Annotated in this window: 18 protein-coding genes and 1 pseudogene; 9 read left to right on the top strand and 10 right to left on the bottom strand. The window is 58.0% G+C overall.

Annotated elements, in window-relative coordinates; all coding sequences use genetic code 11:
* Nucleotides 1-62: 62 nt before the first annotated feature.
* Nucleotides 63-1346 (top strand): serine hydroxymethyltransferase, encoded by a 1284-nt coding sequence (glyA, locus tag WMP96_RS09295; protein ID WP_340433067.1) that lies wholly within the window; start codon nt 63-65, stop codon nt 1344-1346.
* Here the strand turns inward: glyA and WMP96_RS09290 are convergent.
* The gene (locus WMP96_RS09290) at nt 1343-1672 is read right to left on the bottom strand and encodes a DUF5997 family protein (protein ID WP_023021891.1); all 330 of its coding nucleotides are present in this window, start codon (nt 1670-1672) and stop codon (nt 1343-1345) included. The two genes, glyA and WMP96_RS09290, sit on opposite strands and share 4 nt — an antisense overlap.
* Nucleotides 1673-1743: 71 nt before the next feature.
* Between WMP96_RS09290 and WMP96_RS09285 the strand changes: the two genes are divergently transcribed.
* The 6 genes from WMP96_RS09285 (at nt 1744) to WMP96_RS09260 (ending at nt 6560) form a co-directional block, all read left to right on the top strand.
* Nucleotides 1744-2418 (top strand): LysR family transcriptional regulator substrate-binding protein, encoded by a 675-nt coding sequence (locus WMP96_RS09285; RefSeq protein ID WP_239208018.1) that lies wholly within the window; start codon nt 1744-1746, stop codon nt 2416-2418.
* Nucleotides 2419-2562: 144 nt separating this feature from the next.
* Nucleotides 2563-3189 carry an LGFP repeat-containing protein gene (locus WMP96_RS09280; RefSeq protein ID WP_023021889.1) on the top strand — a complete coding sequence of 209 codons (627 nt, stop codon included), beginning with the start codon at nt 2563-2565 and terminating at the stop codon, nt 3187-3189.
* A 183-nt stretch (nt 3190-3372) separates the two neighbouring features.
* On the top strand, nt 3373-4737 hold the full coding sequence (locus tag WMP96_RS09275; RefSeq protein WP_200287831.1) for a PhoH family protein: 1365 nt from the start codon (nt 3373-3375) through the stop codon (nt 4735-4737).
* A 69-nt stretch (nt 4738-4806) separates the two neighbouring features.
* Nucleotides 4807-5385, top strand: coding sequence for a GNAT family N-acetyltransferase (locus WMP96_RS09270; protein WP_340433063.1), 579 nt, complete (start codon nt 4807-4809; stop codon nt 5383-5385).
* A 171-nt stretch (nt 5386-5556) separates the two neighbouring features.
* A complete protein-coding gene (locus tag WMP96_RS09265; protein ID WP_301716328.1) occupies nt 5557-6183 on the top strand; it encodes a hypothetical protein in 627 nt (208 codons plus the stop codon).
* Between the two features lie 119 nt (nt 6184-6302).
* Nucleotides 6303-6560, top strand: coding sequence for a hypothetical protein (locus WMP96_RS09260; RefSeq protein WP_340433060.1), 258 nt, complete (start codon nt 6303-6305; stop codon nt 6558-6560).
* A gap of 34 nt (nt 6561-6594) precedes the next feature.
* Here WMP96_RS09260 and WMP96_RS09255 read toward each other — a convergent pair whose 3' ends face one another.
* The 5 genes from WMP96_RS09255 to glpX all read right to left on the bottom strand — a co-directional run bounded on the left by WMP96_RS09255 (nt 6595) and on the right by glpX (nt 11747).
* On the bottom strand, nt 6595-6888 hold the full coding sequence (locus WMP96_RS09255) for a DUF2316 family protein (protein WP_239205328.1): 294 nt from the start codon (nt 6886-6888) through the stop codon (nt 6595-6597).
* Complete coding sequence (locus tag WMP96_RS09250) at nt 6888-8456, bottom strand: MDR family MFS transporter (RefSeq protein ID WP_023021884.1); 1569 nt, start codon at nt 8454-8456, stop codon at nt 6888-6890. The genes WMP96_RS09255 and WMP96_RS09250 overlap by 1 nt, the downstream gene beginning before the upstream one ends.
* Nucleotides 8450-9073: a TetR/AcrR family transcriptional regulator gene (locus WMP96_RS09245; protein WP_301716329.1), complete on the bottom strand. Its 624-nt coding sequence runs from the start codon at nt 9071-9073 to the stop codon at nt 8450-8452. Before WMP96_RS09245 ends, WMP96_RS09250 begins: the two co-directional genes overlap by 7 nt.
* A gap of 174 nt (nt 9074-9247) precedes the next feature.
* Nucleotides 9248-10648 (bottom strand): class II fumarate hydratase, encoded by a 1401-nt coding sequence (locus tag WMP96_RS09240; protein WP_239205332.1) that lies wholly within the window; start codon nt 10646-10648, stop codon nt 9248-9250.
* A gap of 85 nt (nt 10649-10733) precedes the next feature.
* The gene (glpX, locus tag WMP96_RS09235; RefSeq protein ID WP_023021881.1) at nt 10734-11747 is read right to left on the bottom strand and encodes a class II fructose-bisphosphatase; all 1014 of its coding nucleotides are present in this window, start codon (nt 11745-11747) and stop codon (nt 10734-10736) included.
* A gap of 187 nt (nt 11748-11934) precedes the next feature.
* Between glpX and WMP96_RS09230 the strand changes: the two genes are divergently transcribed.
* Nucleotides 11935-12504 carry a DUF4245 domain-containing protein gene (locus tag WMP96_RS09230; RefSeq protein ID WP_301716330.1) on the top strand — a complete coding sequence of 190 codons (570 nt, stop codon included), beginning with the start codon at nt 11935-11937 and terminating at the stop codon, nt 12502-12504.
* Here WMP96_RS09230 and WMP96_RS09225 read toward each other — a convergent pair.
* From WMP96_RS09225 to xseA, 3 genes are read right to left on the bottom strand one after another with little or no spacing between them, the layout of a single operon-like run.
* Entirely contained in the window at nt 12488-12856 is a 369-nt protein-coding gene (locus WMP96_RS09225) for a hypothetical protein (protein ID WP_023021879.1), read from the bottom strand. The genes WMP96_RS09230 and WMP96_RS09225 overlap by 17 nt on opposite strands.
* The gene (locus tag WMP96_RS09220) at nt 12856-13125 is read right to left on the bottom strand and encodes an exodeoxyribonuclease VII small subunit (protein ID WP_023021878.1); all 270 of its coding nucleotides are present in this window, start codon (nt 13123-13125) and stop codon (nt 12856-12858) included. The genes WMP96_RS09225 and WMP96_RS09220 overlap by 1 nt, the downstream gene beginning before the upstream one ends.
* Nucleotides 13126-13146: 21 nt before the next feature.
* Complete coding sequence (gene xseA, locus WMP96_RS09215; protein WP_023021877.1) at nt 13147-14388, bottom strand: exodeoxyribonuclease VII large subunit; 1242 nt, start codon at nt 14386-14388, stop codon at nt 13147-13149.
* 141 nt (nt 14389-14529) lie between these two features.
* Between xseA and WMP96_RS09210 the strand changes: the two genes are divergently transcribed.
* Nucleotides 14530-15480: a 4-hydroxy-3-methylbut-2-enyl diphosphate reductase gene (locus WMP96_RS09210; RefSeq protein ID WP_301716331.1), complete on the top strand. Its 951-nt coding sequence runs from the start codon at nt 14530-14532 to the stop codon at nt 15478-15480.
* Between the two features lie 63 nt (nt 15481-15543).
* Here WMP96_RS09210 and WMP96_RS09205 read toward each other — a convergent pair.
* A pseudogene (locus tag WMP96_RS09205) lies at nt 15544-15776 on the bottom strand (DUF6542 domain-containing protein); the annotation flags it as partial.

The raw sequence follows: 15776 nt of genomic DNA, 5'->3' as shown, positions 1-15776 counted from the left end.
CTGGGCACGATAAGATATGCAGCAGCCCATACCGCTTGATATTGAGAAGGGGACCACACTTTATGGCTTCTTTTACCTCTGACCTCCGCGACCTTGACCCGGACGTATTCGGCGCTATCCAGGGAGAGATTTCCCGCCAGCGCGAAACTCTGGAAATGATCGCTTCTGAGAACTTTGTGCCTCGCGCTGTGCTCCAGGCGCAGGGCTCCGTGCTCACCAATAAGTACGCTGAAGGCTACCCAGGCCGCCGCTACTACGGAGGCTGCGAGCATGTCGACGTCGTGGAGGACCTGGCTCGTAACCGCGCGAAGGAGCTTTTTGGCGCGGAATTCGCCAATGTTCAGCCACACTCCGGTGCGCAGGCGAACGCTGCGGTGCTGTCCACCATTGCTGAGCCAGGAGACAAGATTTTGGGCTTGTCCCTCGCTCACGGCGGTCACCTGACTCACGGCATGAAGTTGAACTTCTCCGGCAAGCTTTATGATGTTGCCGCCTACGAGGTGGACCCAGAGACCATGCGCGTGGACATGGATAAGCTGCGGGAGCAAGCGCTGAAAGAGAAGCCAAAGGTTATTATTGGTGGCTGGTCTGCTTACCCGCGCACCATGGATTTTGCGGCCTTCCGTGAAATTGCTGATGAGGTCGGCGCTTACCTATGGGTAGATATGGCTCACTTCGCTGGCCTCGTGGCCGCCGGCCTGCACCCGAGCCCGGTGCCGCACGCTGATATCGTGTCCACCACCGTGCACAAAACCCTGGGTGGCCCACGCTCCGGCATGATTTTAGCCAAGCAGGAGTATGCCAAGAAGATCAATTCCAACGTCTTCCCAGGGCAGCAGGGCGGACCGCTGATGCACGTAGTCGCTGCGAAGGCCATTGCCATGAAGATTGCCGCGACCGAGGAGTTTAAGGAGCGCCAAGAGCGCACCTTGGAGGGTGCTCGCATTCTGGCGGAGCGCCTTACCGAGGAGGATGCTAAGGCGGCTGGCGTGGACGTGCTCACCGGCGGCACCGACGTGCACTTGGTCTTGGCTGACCTGCGAAATTCCGAGTTGGATGGCCAGCAGGCAGAGGATCTGCTGCATGAAGTAGGCATCACTGTTAACCGCAATGCCGTCCCGAATGACCCTCGTCCGCCGATGGTCACGTCTGGCCTGCGCATTGGTACCTCTGCGCTGGCAACCCGCGGTTTGGATGCTGAGGCCTTTACCGAGGTCGCAGATATCATCGGCACCGCCTTGGTACAGGGCAAGAACGCCGATGTGGAGGCCCTCCGCGCACGCGTGGACAAGATTGCCCAGCACTACCCGCTGTATGAGGGCCTCGAGGACTGGAAGCTGGTCTAGTCCTTTACCTCATGTCCACGGGCCTGCGCCATGGTGGCGCGGGCCTGCTGGAGCCATTCTGGTTGCTCTTGGAGGAGCTGATTGATTTCCGCTGTGGTTAGCGGCTTATCCATATCGTTTTTCTTGAGCGCGGTAACAGAGATGCCTAGCTTATGGGCGACTTCCGGGCGGGGGTGAGGACCCTCGCGACGCAAGGTTTGCAGCCACTCGGGCGGGTTATGCTGCAATTCGCGCAGCTCTTCGTGGCTAATGGCACTATTTTGAAACTCGTCCGGCGCAGCGGGCAGGTAGATGCCAAGCTTCTTCGCTGCGGTCTGGGCACGCATGGCGGTGCCGGATGGTTGCTTATGTTCTTCAGTCACGCTTTTACCGTAGCACTTTCAGTAGACTGTCCTCTATGCTGCGCTTAGCTTTTGCCACCGGTACGGAGCCTGGAAAGTGGTTCCGCCGATTCGAAGAAAATACTGCTCATGGTGGTTTATACACCGTTGATGCAGACGATGCGCTAGCTCCGCTGCTAGGTGGAGAGGTGGATGTGGCCCTCGCGCGTCTGCCGGATGCCCGCGTGGATGACTCCTTTCATGTGGTGCGCCTTTATAAAGAGACTCCAGGAATTGCGGTTCCGAAGGACTCGGTCTATGCCGAAGTAGGCGAGGAACTCACGCTTGCCGACGTCGCAGATGAACACCTCAACTACCGCCTCGCCGATTCCGGGCTCGTTGATGTCCCCGCGGTCCGCGATGCCCTCCAAGTGGTGGCAGCCAATGTGGGAATCGCGATTGCACCGCGCCCCCTGCTCAAGGTGCTCAGCAAGAAACAGGTGGTGCCACTCGGGCTAAAGGATGAGTCCGTGCCGGTGACGGAGATTGCGCTGGTATGGCGCAAGGAGGATGACGGAGAGGCAATTCAGGACTTCGTGGGCGTCGCCAAGGGCCGCACCGCACGGTCCTCACGGCAGGAGAAACCGAAGCGAAGCGCCAGGGAAAAGGCGAGGGCTAAGCAAGCGCGAAGAAACGTTAACAATTCGTTACAAAATAAAAAGAAGGCTTTTAAGCAGCGCAAACGGAGGTAGTACTTTAGTATTTGCTGTCTGCTTCCTGTCCGTGTGGGTGGCGCCCGCTGGGTGGTGTCATTATGGTGGGCTTCGTTCGTCATGAAGGGCGATTTAATAAAAATTAGAATTAACTTACTTTCTTGATGAAAGGATGATGCAGAAATGCAGAAGATGACTCGTCGTATCGTAGGTGGCTTTGCTGCCGCAACCCTGTCCGTTGCTCTCGTAGCTTGCTCCGATGCCGAGGATGCAGCTAACGACGCTAAGGACACCGCCGGTTCCGTAGCAGCTGATGCTTCCGACGCTGCTGGCTCCGCCGTTGATGAAGCTACCTCCGAAAAGGATAAGGACGCGGAATCCTCCGAGTCTGAGGATGCGGATGGTTCCGAGTCTGAGGATGCTGATTCCAAGGACGGCGACACCAAGACCGTCTCCACCGCCAATGGCGACCAGGAGGTTCCGGCAGCTCTGGCGTCTGCCATCGAGGAGAAGAAGGCTGAGTGGGGCGACGTACAGAGCGTAGAGTCCTCCGATAAGGGTTCTTTGGCAACCTTCGATGGCGGCAACCTGCTGGCTATGGCTAAGGATGGCGATGAAGCTCAGCCAATCGTCGGCAAGATCGCTGAAACCTGGAAGGAGCAGGGCGGTCTGGACGCAGAGGTAGGCCTGCCTAAGGCTGCCGAGGAGAAGGCTACTGAGGGCAAGGGCTGGACCCAGCAGTTCGACAATGGCGTTATCTCCTGGCTCCAGGATGAGAGCGGAAAGTTCACCTCTTCCGTAGAGAAGTAAAAAGCTCTTTTTGAGGTAATCCCTTCGCAGCATCTGCTGCGGAGGGATTTTTCGTTTTCTTAAAGTTCATCTTGCACCCATGTAATTTCAACCTTCGGTGCCTACGTTGGGTGGCAACCCCGGAATTTGGGGCTATACGGAAGAAGTTTGATCTACCGCATTTCAAGGGAGAACCCTGCCACCATGACTCGTCCCTCTGTACTTTCTACTCCGCTTGCCACAACCGATAACACCGTCGCTACCAAGACTTATGTAGTGGATACCTCGGTCTTGCTTTCTGACCCTTGGGCTCTGCGCAAATTCGCAGAGCACGATGTGGTCCTTCCCGTTGTGGTTATCTCTGAACTGGAAGGAAAACGTCATCACCCAGAGCTTGGCTGGTTCGCCCGCCAAGCTCTTCGCTTTTTGGAGGAACTGCGCGCTACCTATGAGGCGCTAGACCAGCCGGTCCCCGTGAACGTAGATGGCGGCACCCTGCGCGTGGAATTGAACCATCAAGACCAATCCTTGTTGCCCTCTGCCTTCCGTGGCCCAGAGGGGGACCACCGTATCCTGGCCTGCGCCCTCAACCTTGCACACGAAGGTAAAGATACCGTGCTAGTCACCAAGGACGTGCCACTGCGCGTGAAAGCCGGCGCAGTGGGTGTACAGGCGGATGAGTACCACGCCCAGGATGTGGTTCTGACCGGCTATACCGGAATGGCAACCGTGCAAACCAGCTCGGATGTCATCGACGCCCTCTACCGTGATGGGGAAGTCATGCTAGACGGCATTCACACTGAAAAGGGCACTGCCGTGGAGGAGCTACCAGTCCATTGCGGACTTACCCTAGTAGCGGGAGCGCAGTCCGCGCTGGGGCGCATCACCGCGGAAGGTGTGGTGGAGCTCGTGCGCGGCGATAGCAATGCCTTCGGCCTGCAAGGACGCTCCGCGGAGCAGCGCATAGCTTTGGACTTGCTGATGGATCCAAATATCGGAATCGTCTCCATTGGCGGACGCGCCGGCACTGGTAAATCGGCACTCGCCCTGTGCGCCGGATTGGAAGCTGTACTCGAGCGCGGCGAACACCGCCGTATCGTAGTCTTCCGCCCGATGTATGCGGTAGGTGGGCAGTCGTTGGGATACCTTCCGGGCACCGAATCGGACAAGATGAACCCATGGGCGCAGGCAGTCTATGACACCTTGGAAGGCTTGGTGTCTGAAAACGTCATGGAAGAAATCCATGAGCGCGGCCTGATTGAGGTCTTGCCCTTGACGCATATTCGCGGCCGCTCCCTGCATGATGCCTTCGTCATTGTGGACGAGGCACAGTCCTTGGAGCGCAATGTCTTGCTCACCGTGCTCTCTCGGCTGGGCAAGGGCTCGCGGGTGGTGCTCACCCATGACGTAGCGCAGCGCGATAACCTGCGCGTGGGCCGTCACGATGGCGTCCAGGCAGTGATTGAAAAGCTCAAGGGGCACGAGCTTTTTGCGCATATTACGCTGCAGCGCTCTGAGCGTTCCGCCATTGCAGAGCTCGTCACCGACCTGCTGGAAGGCGGCGATTAGGCCAGGCATGTTCGCGTATGGCGATCGTGATGTGTACAGCGTGGCGAAGCTGGGCATTGCCCAGTAATAATGTTGCATATGAGCGAGAACGCCAAGCAGACGTCTTCGGACGAAAAGAAGAAAGATTTCCGCATCCGCCCCTTTACCGCGGCGGACTATCCCCAGATGCGAGAGATCTATGAACAGGGACTCAATACTGGGCACGCCACCTACGAGACCCGTTCCCTGACCTTTGAAGAATTCAAAGCCGGCAAAATCATGCCCTCGTTGCATGTGGCTGTTGAAGCCGATGATGATTCGAAGGTCTTGGGATGGGTGTCTGCGGCGCCGGTATCTACCCGCACCGTCTTCCACGGAGTAGTGGAGGATTCTATTTACTTGGGCTCCGAGGCGCAGGGCCGCGGCATCGGCGGCGCGCTTTTGGATCGCTTGATTGAGGTATGTAAGGACCTGCACAAGTGGGCTATCCACTCGTGGATCTTCCCTGAAAACGCCGGTTCTGCGGGGCTGCATAAGTCCCGTGGATTCGTGAAGGTGGGCACTTACTCTCACATGGCGAAGATGACCTACGGCGAGCTTGCGGGCCAGTGGCGCGATACTGATGTATACGAGCTGCTTTTGCCCAAGCCGGAGGAAAAGAAGCGTTAGCTTTTCCCAGCGCACAGGAATAAAGTTAAGAGAGTATTCGTACGCTATCTCTCTAAGGCTTTTAAATGTCTGTGCGTACTCGTGCCCTTGCTTTGTCCACCGTTGCGGCTATGACGGCAGGGGCGCTTTCTGTTCCTACAGCGGGAGCTGTCCTATCCCTCCGCAGGCTCGGTGCCTGTTGCCCAGTTGGACATCACCCAGGTTGATGGTGGTGTGGCCTATGTGTTTGCCACTCCTGAGCTACAGTCCCATATCGAGACGGTGACCCGCCAGTTGCATGAGTTGCGCGCCAAGGCCTGGGATGCCAATCTTCCGTTTGCTGGTGCTAGGCTTCGCGACGTCGCACCGGACCGCACCGCATATATCAACGGCATATCCTGGAGCAGGGGATTGGAACACTCCGCGATGCAGCGCGCTGCGGAGGAAAACTACGATTTTGATCATCGCCGTGGAGACGGGGAGGAGCCGTGGACGGTAAAGTCCGGCGCCTTTTTCGCAGAAAACCTCACTTCTTCACCGATGGAACGCGCCATTGCTAACTGGTCTACTGATGGCGGTTCTGGTAGCGAGTGGAATCAGCTCATTCGCTCTAACGGTTCCTATTCTGACGGTGCGGGGCATATTTACAGCCTGCTTAACCCAGCCAACCACTATTTTGCCCAGGCACAGGTTGGCAGCACGACGGCCGGCCATTATTCCGAGCACGCGGTGTCGGGCGCCCCAGAGCGCCTCGAAGGACGGCACGCATTTCCCATTGCGGTACCGGAAGCCGCACGGGCAAGCGCGGCTACGTTTTAGCGGCGGTACCCATGTGGGCGATTCCGGCAGCATTGGTCTCAGCATTGCGGGATGGGACGGTGCCCGGTTAGGGGGTGCCGGGGTCATCGCTAACCTCGTCCGATCCGGAGGTTCTGGCGGTGCATTCTGAAGGCACATATGAGGCTTTGCAGGAAGGCACGGCCGAGGTGCGTATTACTCCATACCTGCTGCGCAACGGGGAAACTCGCCCGGCTGGAGAAGCACTGAACCAGACGGTAGCGGTCACCAAAAAGCCAGCGATAAGCGGCAGTGGCGGAGGATCGAGCGCCGGCGCGGCAATCGGCATCATTGCCGCCATCGTTGCCATTTTGGGAATTGGGTCCCAAGTTCTGCGGCAGATGGGTTTCTGGCAATAAAAAATACCCCGCCGAGAGCGGGGCGTGTGGGGCGCTACATCGTAGGAACGTCCCAGGGGCCGAACCAGCGCTGCGCCGATGAGCGCATGTTATCGCTCAAGCGGCTAAAGCGCGGGATTGGGATACCGTGTGCGCGGGCTAAGGAAACTAGATAGTCCCTGGTGCGCCATACCTCGATGGGGTTGGCATGAACATCCAATGCCGCCTGCAGGCCGCCAGGAGCATAGCCGAGGGCGGATTCAATGGGGGCGTCGGCAAGCGGGAGTGCATCGCGCAAGGCATGCAGCTCTTGGCTTGTAGCCACAGTTTCTGCAGGTGTGAGCGACATTAGTCAATGGTTTCCTTCAGTCGCTCCTCGCGCAGAGGCAGGAGGAGAAGGAGCGCGACGATGACCAACGGAACCATCAGAGCGATAACCGGGGTCAGGCCGTCATTATAGGAATTGAGGATTGCTTCCTCGATTGGCTTGGGGAAGGACGCGACCAAATCTGGGGTGAGGCTATTGGCACCGCCGTCGGCATTGCCAAACTTTTCTGCATAGGCGGCGCCCTCAGGGCCCATCTTTTGGAAGGCTTCTGGCATGCGGGTGGCCATCTCATCCTTCATATTGTGGATGAACATGGAGCCAACCAGGGAAGCACCCAGTGCGGAACCGATTTGGCGGAAGAAGTTATTCGCCGCGGTAGCGGTACCCACCTGGGACAGTGGGAAGGAGTTCTGGACGATGAGCACGAGGACCTGGATAACCATGCCCAGGCCGATGCCGAAGACCAAGAACTCGCAGCCCAGCTGCTTCAGGGAAGTCTCTACGGTCAGGTGAGACATCCAGAACAATGCACCAGCGGTAATGGCTAGGCCGATGATGGGGTAGACCTTGTAGTGGCCGGTGCGGGCAATGATGAAGCCCACGCCAGTGGAGGTGCCGATAAGACCCACCATCATCGGGATCATCATCAGACCCGCCTTGGTTGGGGTCAGGGTGTGCACCATCTGCAAGTAAGTAGGCATGTAGCCCAGAACACCGAACATTGCCAGGCCCAGTACCACGCCGGACAGGGTAGTAAGGGCCATGTTGCGGTTTTTGAATAGGCGAACTGGAATGAGCGGTTCCTTGGCGCGCAGCTCCACCAGGATGGTGATGATGGCGCCAATGATGGTGATGGCACCTAAGGTGAGGATCATGGACGAGCCCCACTCGTACTCGGTGCCGCCCCAGGTGGTCATGAGAATAAGGGAAGCGGTGGTGATGGCGATGAAGGTTGCGCCGAGCCAGTCAAAGCGCTTCATGTCGGCCTCACCGACGCGCAGGTGTAGCACCAAGGTGCACACGATGATGGCGAGGATGCCAAGCGGGATGTTCATCCACATGCCCCAGCGCCAACCTGGGCCATCGGTGAACCAGCCGCCGAGGACGGGGCCGAGGACGGAAGACAGGCCAAAGACGCCGCCCATGATGCCCATGAACTTGCCGCGCTCACGGGAGGAGGTGACCTCGGCGATGATGGATTGCGAAGAGATCATCATGAATCCAGCGCCAAAGCCTTGCACGGCGCGGGCGATAATCAGCAGCGACATGGAGTTGGCAAAGCCACCGAGGGTGGATCCCACGACGAAGGTGGCGATACCCCCAATGTAGAGCCACTTGCGGCCCAACATGTCACCCAGCTTGCCGGAGATAGGCATGGCGATGGTCATGGTGACAAGGAAGGCGGAGATGACCCAACTCATGTGGTCGACGCCGCCGAGCTCACCAACGATGGTTGGAAGAGCAGAAGAGAAGATCATTTGGCCCAAGGAGCTCATCAGCATGGTGAGCATTAGGGCCGAGAAAATAAGCCCGAGGTTATCGGCGCGGGACTGGCCCTGTGAGGGGGCCTTAGCAGCCGTATCTACCATCGCATTCCTTTCATAAATTCTGTTATTAGCGTGAGGGAAGTATCGAGACGCGCGCCGAGGTCTAGGCTGCAATCTGCATCCGGGGATGCCATCGCCAACCAAAGTGCCTCACGGACGAGGCCGGCGATGAGCATCGCCTCGGTGCTAGAAGAGCAGCTGTCAAGGACGCGAAGCTCCGGTTCTTTGTTAAGGCGCTCTTCAATGAGATCGATGAGCTCAATGGATTTTGCTCGCTTCCGGCTTATTGCCGCCGCAGCTGCATCTGGATCATTGGAGATGCGTTTGCGGCGATCCCGGATAGTCGGGTTGATGTGGTGGCCTTCCATATGCCGTCTGACCAACTGAAGGACGAGGTCTACCATGCTGGTCGTTGGCTCATTAAGGAAGAGTTCCCGCATCTCTTCCGTAAACTCGGTGCTTGGAGCGCCCAAAACGGCGGATTCCTTGGAATCGAAGTAATTGAAGAAGGTGCGCCGAGAAATACCGGCTACTTCGCAGATCCGCTCAATGGTGACTGCGCTAAAGGACTGTTCATCCACCAGTTTTGTGGCGGCATCCTCTATGCGCAGGCGCGTCTCGAGACGTTTCTGCTCGCGTAGTGATAGTTCTTCTTGCACGTCATGCAACGTTACACTCGGTGCAAACTTGCACCAAGTGCAAAAAGGGTGATTTTAGAGGTGCATCCTTCTTTATGTGAGATGTGCCATTGCTCTTGCCGACGTCCCCCTTACCCCAGGCATGCGAAACCCCGCCCGGGTCCTGCCCGGGCGGGGTAGCGGTGCGGCGGATACTTAGAAGTTATCGCGGTCGCGGTTAGTCATGCTCAGCACATCGAGGCGCTTATCCAGCTCTTCCTCGGTGAGGTTTTCGCCATCGACAAAGCCCAAATCAATGACGGCCTGGCGAACAGTGATCTTCTCATGCAAGGCATGCTTGGCGGCCTTGGCCGCGTTCTCGTAACCAATAGCAGAGTTGAGCGGGGTCACGATGGAAGTGGAAGACTCCGCAAAGTGCTTCATGCGCTCCTCGTTGGCCTCGATGTGATCGATGCACTTATCGGCGAAGACGCGGGAGGCATTGGATAGCAGGCGAGCAGACTCGAGCACGTTGCGTGCCATCATCGGGATGAAGACATTGAGCTCGAAGTGGCCCTGGGCACCGCCGAAGGCGACTGCGGCGTCATTGCCCACCACCTGGCCGGCAACCATGGTGACGGCCTCCGGAATGACCGGGTTGACCTTACCCGGCATGATGGAGGAACCTGGCTGCAGGTCCTTCAGGTGAATCTCTGCCAGGCCGGTCAGTGGGCCAGAGCCCATCATGCGGAGGTCATTAGCAATCTTATTAAGGGACACAGCAACCGCGCGCATGGCGCCGGAGAACTCCACCAAGCCATCGCGTGCGGCCTGTGCCTCAAAGTGGTTCTCTGCTTCCTTTAGTTCCGCAACACCGGTGAGCTTCTTGAGCTCTTCGGTGACCTTAGCGCCAAAGTCCGCAGAGGTATTCAGGCCGGTGCCGGTGGCGGTACCGCCGATGGCCAGCTCGCCCAAGCGTGGCAGGGTGGCCTCGATCCGCTCGATGCCCAGCTCAATCTGGCGGGCGTAGCCACCGAATTCTTGACCGAGGGTAACCGGGGTGGCGTCCATCAAGTGGGTACGGCCCGCCTTGACCACGTCGGCGAATTCCTTGGCCTTCTTGCTCAGGGACTCGTGCAGAACCTTCAAGCCCGGAATGAGGTCATTAACGGCGGCCTCAGTAGCGGCAACGTGGGTGGCGGTGGGGAAAGTGTCATTAGAGGACTGGCCCATATTCACGTGGTCATTCGGGTGAATCTCCACGCCATTCTGGTGTGCCAAGGAGGCGATAACCTCATTGGTATTCATATTGGACGAGGTGCCCGAACCAGTCTGGAAAACGTCGATAGGGAAAGCATCATTGTGCTTGCCCTCGGCGATTTCAGTAGCGGCGGCGATAATGGCATCGGCCTTGTCCGCGTCCAACTTGCCGGAATCCTTATTTACCTGAGCACAAGCTGCCTTAAGGAGGCCAAGTGCGCGAATCTGCGCATTTTCGAGGCCACGGCCGGAGATAGGGAAGTTGTCCACTGCGCGCTGGGTCTGTGCTCGCCACAGGGCATCTGCAGGAACCTTTACTTCGCCCATGGTGTCATGTTCGATGCGGTATTCAGTCATGTGAAGATCACCTCAGTTAATTGGGTAGTGTGTGCTTTCCAGTATGGCGGAGATCTACCAGGAGGGCCGCCTTCGGGGGTGCCCCCTAGTTTTTGGTCGGGGTGGTGTAATCCACTACGGAATATTCCTGCAGCTTGGATAGCTTATGGATGGAGTCGATGTAGCGGATGGTGCCGGACTTGGAACGCATAACCAGTGAGCGGGTAGTAGCGCCGGAATTGCGGTAGGAAACACCGCGCAGCATGTCACCATTGGTCACGCCGGTGGCAGCGAAGTAGCAGTTTTCGGAGGAGACCAAGTCAGTGGTCTTAAGGACGCGGTCCAAATCGTGGCCGGCTGCGCGGGCCTTTTCTGCTTCCTCTTCATCCTTTGGCCACAGCTTGCCCTGGATTTCGCCGCCCATGCAGCGCATAGCGCAGGCGGTGATGATGCCTTCTGGGGTGCCGCCGATGCCCATCATCATGTCGATGGAATTGGAATCCTGGCAGGTGGCGATGGCGCCTGCAACGTCGCCATCCATAATGAGGCGCACCTTTGCGCCGGCGGCGCGAATTTCAGAGATGAGCTGCTCGTGGCGCGGGCGGTCAAGGACCACGACGGTCAGATCTTCCGGGCGGATATTCTTCGCCTTGGCCACGGAGTTGATGTTCCACTCCACTGACTCGTTGATGTCGATAGCGCCGACTGCTTCTGGGCCAACAGCAATCTTTTCCATGTAGAAGACTGCGGAAGGGTCATACATGGTTCCGCGCTCTGCGGCCGCGATGACGGAGATAGCGTTGGGGCGGCCTTCTGCCATCAAACGAGTTCCGTCAACGGGGTCCACGGCGATATCCATGGCGGCGCCCTCGCCGGTGCCTACCTCTTCGCCGTTAAATAGCATAGGGGCCTCATCCTTTTCGCCCTCACCAATGACAACGACGCCGTTCATGGCTACGGAATTGATGAGCTTGCGCATTGCGTCGACCGCCGCGCCATCGCCCTCATTCTTCTGGCCGCGGCCTACCCAACGGCCGGAAGCGAGCGCTGCTGCCTCGGTGACACGAACCAGTTCCATCGCCAGGTTGCGGTCAGGAAGATAAGACGTATTTTCGGACATGTGTAGTGGTTGCCTTCCATAGTTTTCTCATCGAGGGGTGTTCCCCTTGATGCTCTACCTTTCCATTCTCGCACTTTTTGCTCTAATGGGTCTGATTTTGCGCCCCATTTGTGGGGGATTCATCAAACTTTCGGGGGAGAATGGGCCGTGTGGCTTTTTGGAAGCACACCGTGCGATACTAAGGCGCGTGGCTGCAGAAGAAAGACCAAAGATTTTTGAAGGCGCGAAGGATATCTCCCTGTCCCTCGCCGTCGTGGTGATCATGATGCTGCTGGCCGTAGGAGCGACCGGCCTATGCTCGATCAATTCCGAAACTCAACAGGGAGCGGTGCAGGAAGTGGATGAACAAACCTTCCTTGAAACCCAAGCTCGCGCAGGAATTGGCGCTATTCGCAATCCTGATATGCCAGAGGGCTGGGAGGCTAATGCTGCCCGCCGCGTTGATATGGGAGGAGAAAACGCCACCGTGGTCAGCTGGGTGACCGCTGACCAAGGGTTTGTGGAGTCTACTCAGACACAGGTGGCGGCCGATGATGCGGGTAAGGAATACGACGCCAACTACCGCGGCATCGAATCTGCCCGTGAGGTCAAAGGGCACCAAGTGCGGGTACTAGAAAGTGATGACGACTCCGTGCGCCGCCTGTGGGTGACAGATTTGGGCGACGCCCGCCTCATTATCTCCGGTGCCGCAGACGATAGCGATTTTGAGGCTGCTACCGCTGCGTTTATCGACTCCGCACCTATAGCCGAAAAATAACCTCGCCCAATCCTTCTGCCGCAGCGGTGGCGCTAAGACCGTCGCCGGCCTGGGCAATGACCTCTGCGAGGGATTCCTCATCTAAGCCGCTAAGGCGCGTCTTTCCTACAAAAACATCGATGCGCTCACGCTGGGAACGCTGCGGATAAATAGCGATTTCGCGTACCTTATCGCCTGTAAAGCGCAGCACCACGGATTGGGAGAAATAGCTCACCTCGTCATCATCGCGGGTATGTGCTGGGCCAAAGAATTCCTCTACGAATTCCCGGGAGTCTCCCGCCATGATGGAACCGGCGGCCGCAGACCTCGACACAAAATCCACCCGCTCACCTGGATACCCATAAATCTGCACTACTCGTCTCCTTCTGCGTCTGCTTTTTCGGCCCTCTCGAGCGCTGCTTCAACGCGCTTTGCTGCGCCGTCGAGATGTGCCTCGCACGTTCGGGCAAGGGCCTCGCCGCGCTCCCAATACTTCAATGACTCATCCAAGCCCATCTGCCCGAGCTCTAAGATCTTTACGGTTTCAATGAGCTCGTCTCGGGCTTGCTCATAACTCAATTTTTCTACTGGGGTAAAAGCATCCTGGCCTGGTTGACCGGTGCCAATGGTGTCCTCTGACATTGTTTTCTCCTTGTTCGGTGATTAATCGGCGGCCTGGGAGGCCATAGAAACAGCGGTAATAGACCCATCGCCCACGCGGATGCGCAGTTGCGCGCCGGGAGGGGATTGCTCATAAGAGGTGACAACTTCGGGGCCGGAGCCATCTTTGGGTACCACTTGGACGATGGAATACCCGCGGGCGAGAGTAGCTGAAGGTCCCAAAGCTGAAACGCGAGCACGCAGCGACTCCACGTGGCGGGTCTCGCGTTCTACCATGACCTCAATTTCCCGGCGCATGGTGGCACGAGTCCGCTCTATTTCCTCGCGGCGCGTACGAATGGGGGTCATGGGGTCTGCCATGACGGGCCGGGAACGAATATTGTCCAGGCCGCGTCGCTCCCTTTCCACCCAGCCGCGCAAGGCGGCAGCCATCCGGGAGCGTGCCTCTGCGATAACGGCACGCTCCTCGGCCACGGAGGGGACGACGCGCTTTGCGGCGTCGGTAGGCGTGGCAGCGCGCAGATCCGCGACGTTATCGAGCACCGGGCTATCCGGCTCATGGCCGATGGCGGAGACCACCGGAGTGCCAGCAGCCGCGACCGCGCGTTGCAGCGCTTCTTCTGAGAAGGGAAGCAGGTCTTCTACAGAGCCACCACCGCGGGCGATGATGATGACGTCTACCTCTGGATCCGCATCTAGCTGCTGGAGGGCATCGATAACCTCTGGAACGGTATTCGCACCTTGAACCGCGGTATTGAGAACTCGGAATTGTACCGCTGGCCAGCGATCATGAGCTACCGCCATCACATCTCGCTCCGCGGCCGAACCGCGGCCGGTAATCAGCCCGATTTTGTGCGGTAGGTAAGGCAGTGGCCGCTTGCGAGCAGGATCAAAAAGTCCCTCTGCCGAAAGCTGCTGGCGCAATTTCTCAATGCGCGCGAGTAGATCACCTATGCCCACATGACGAATCTCCGTGGTCCACAGTGAAAAAGAACCGCGGCCGGCATAAAAAGCCGGCTTGCCATGGACAATGACGCGGTCGCCGTCTTTTAGCGGTGCTGACAATGACTGCAACATTGATGATGGGCAGGTCAGCTGCACGGACTTTTCCTGCTGTACATCACGCAGCGTGAGATAGGACAGCTTCCAGGTGGGTTTGAAATTAATTTGGGTTAATTGACCCTCTACCCACAGGTAGCCCAGGCGCTCGATCCAGCCCTTGACTTGGTCGTTGACTTTACCAACGGGCCAGGGAGTATCCGGAGTATTTGCCGGTTGATTCACACAGCCTCCCTTTCTTCAGTCTGCCGTATTCTTCCGCCTAGTTTAGGGGCCAGCGCAGATGATTGCCCCGCTCGGGGTAGCCGGAATGGTGGCGGTGGGCCCCACTATTGTTTTGGGTGCTGTTTCGATACTCTGGGAGCCATGACTGAAGGTAAAAATGTTCTCCTCGCGGCGCCGCGCGGATACTGCGCAGGCGTAGATCGCGCGGTTGAAACCGTAGAAAAGGCGCTGGAAAAGTACGGCGCGCCCATTTATGTACGCAAGCAAATCGTGCACAACCGCTACGTCGTAGAGTCTTTGGCAGAACGCGGCGTCATCTTTGTTGACGAGGCCTCTGAAGCCCCAGAAGGTGCCCACCTAGTCTTTTCCGCCCATGGTATTTCCCCGGCCGTTCGGGCAGAGGCAACGCAGCGCAAGCAACTAACGTTGGACGCCACGTGCCCATTGGTAACCAAGGTGCATAAGGAAGCCCAGCGCTTCCAGCGCGATGGCTATCACATCCTCTTGGTTGGCCACGAAGGACATGAGGAAGTGGAAGGAACCGCCGGCGAAGCACCGGAGGTTACCCACCTTGTGGATGGCGTCGAGGGCGTTGCTAAGCTGCCGGATTTCCTGCAGGACGAGAAGCTTATTTGGCTGTCCCAAACCACGCTCTCGGTGGATGAGACGATCACCATCGTCAATAAACTGCGCGAGCGTTTCCCGCATCTGGAAGATCCGCCTTCAGACGATATTTGCTACGCCACCCAAAACCGCCAAGAATCCGTCAAAGCCATTGCCCCCAAGTGCGACCTGATGATTGTGGTGGGGTCTAAAAACTCCTCTAACTCGGTGCGCCTGGTCGAAGTCGCGCTCGAGGCTGGTGCTAAGGCTTCACACCTCGTAGATTTTGCCAAGGAGATCGACGATGCCTGGCTGGAAGGCGTGCGCACCGTCGGAGTCACCTGTGGTGCATCTGTACCAGAATTGCTGGTACGCGAGGTATTGGAATTTCTCGATGCGCGTGGCTATAGCGACGTAGAACAGGTAACTACCTCTACGGAGACGATTACCTTCGCCCTGCCGCGCGACCTGCGCCCAGCACGCACTTAAACAGGCGCGCGCTTAAACTACATCTAAAAAAAGAAAGGCCCGTTTCCGGGCCTTTCTTTTGTTTTAGTCCTCGTCATAGAGGTTATCGTCCCAACCTTGCTTGGGCGCTTGCTTGTGCTCCTTAGACGCCGGTACCGAATCGCCGGCGCGCCGGGTTGGATCCGGGCGCATTGGATTTGCGCGTTCCTCTTGCTGGAGGCGGCGGCGTTCCTCTCGGTCGCGCCCACGCAGGCGATCTTTGGGCGTGGGGCGGGACTTCCTTAACGTGTGAGAAGCGCGGGCGCGCTGCGGAGTGG

The organism is Corynebacterium sp. KPL4035, from assembly GCF_037908325.1.
Classification (GTDB): Bacteria; Actinomycetota; Actinomycetes; order Mycobacteriales; family Mycobacteriaceae; genus Corynebacterium; species Corynebacterium kefirresidentii.
Note: the sequence above shows the minus strand (reverse complement) of the source record. Positions and strands in the feature narration are given on the sequence as shown.

Excerpts from the sequence above, each read along its gene's own strand:
- glyA (WP_340433067.1), top strand. The coding sequence starts at position 63 with ATGGCTTCTTTTACCTCTGACCTCCGCGACCTTGACCCGGACGTATTC.
- WMP96_RS09290 (WP_023021891.1), bottom strand. The coding sequence starts at position 1,672 with ATGCGTGCCCAGACCGCAGCGAAGAAGCTTGGCATCTACCTGCCCGCT.
- WMP96_RS09285 (WP_239208018.1), top strand. The coding sequence starts at position 1,744 with ATGCTGCGCTTAGCTTTTGCCACCGGTACGGAGCCTGGAAAGTGGTTC.
- WMP96_RS09280 (WP_023021889.1), top strand. The coding sequence starts at position 2,563 with ATGCAGAAGATGACTCGTCGTATCGTAGGTGGCTTTGCTGCCGCAACC.
- WMP96_RS09275 (WP_200287831.1), top strand. The coding sequence starts at position 3,373 with ATGACTCGTCCCTCTGTACTTTCTACTCCGCTTGCCACAACCGATAAC.
- WMP96_RS09270 (WP_340433063.1), top strand. The coding sequence starts at position 4,807 with ATGTTGCATATGAGCGAGAACGCCAAGCAGACGTCTTCGGACGAAAAG.
- WMP96_RS09255 (WP_239205328.1), bottom strand. The coding sequence starts at position 6,888 with ATGTCGCTCACACCTGCAGAAACTGTGGCTACAAGCCAAGAGCTGCAT.
- WMP96_RS09250 (WP_023021884.1), bottom strand. The coding sequence starts at position 8,456 with ATGGTAGATACGGCTGCTAAGGCCCCCTCACAGGGCCAGTCCCGCGCC.
- WMP96_RS09240 (WP_239205332.1), bottom strand. The coding sequence starts at position 10,648 with ATGACTGAATACCGCATCGAACATGACACCATGGGCGAAGTAAAGGTT.
- glpX (WP_023021881.1), bottom strand. The coding sequence starts at position 11,747 with ATGTCCGAAAATACGTCTTATCTTCCTGACCGCAACCTGGCGATGGAA.
- WMP96_RS09220 (WP_023021878.1), bottom strand. The coding sequence starts at position 13,125 with ATGTCAGAGGACACCATTGGCACCGGTCAACCAGGCCAGGATGCTTTT.
- WMP96_RS09210 (WP_301716331.1), top strand. The coding sequence starts at position 14,530 with ATGACTGAAGGTAAAAATGTTCTCCTCGCGGCGCCGCGCGGATACTGC.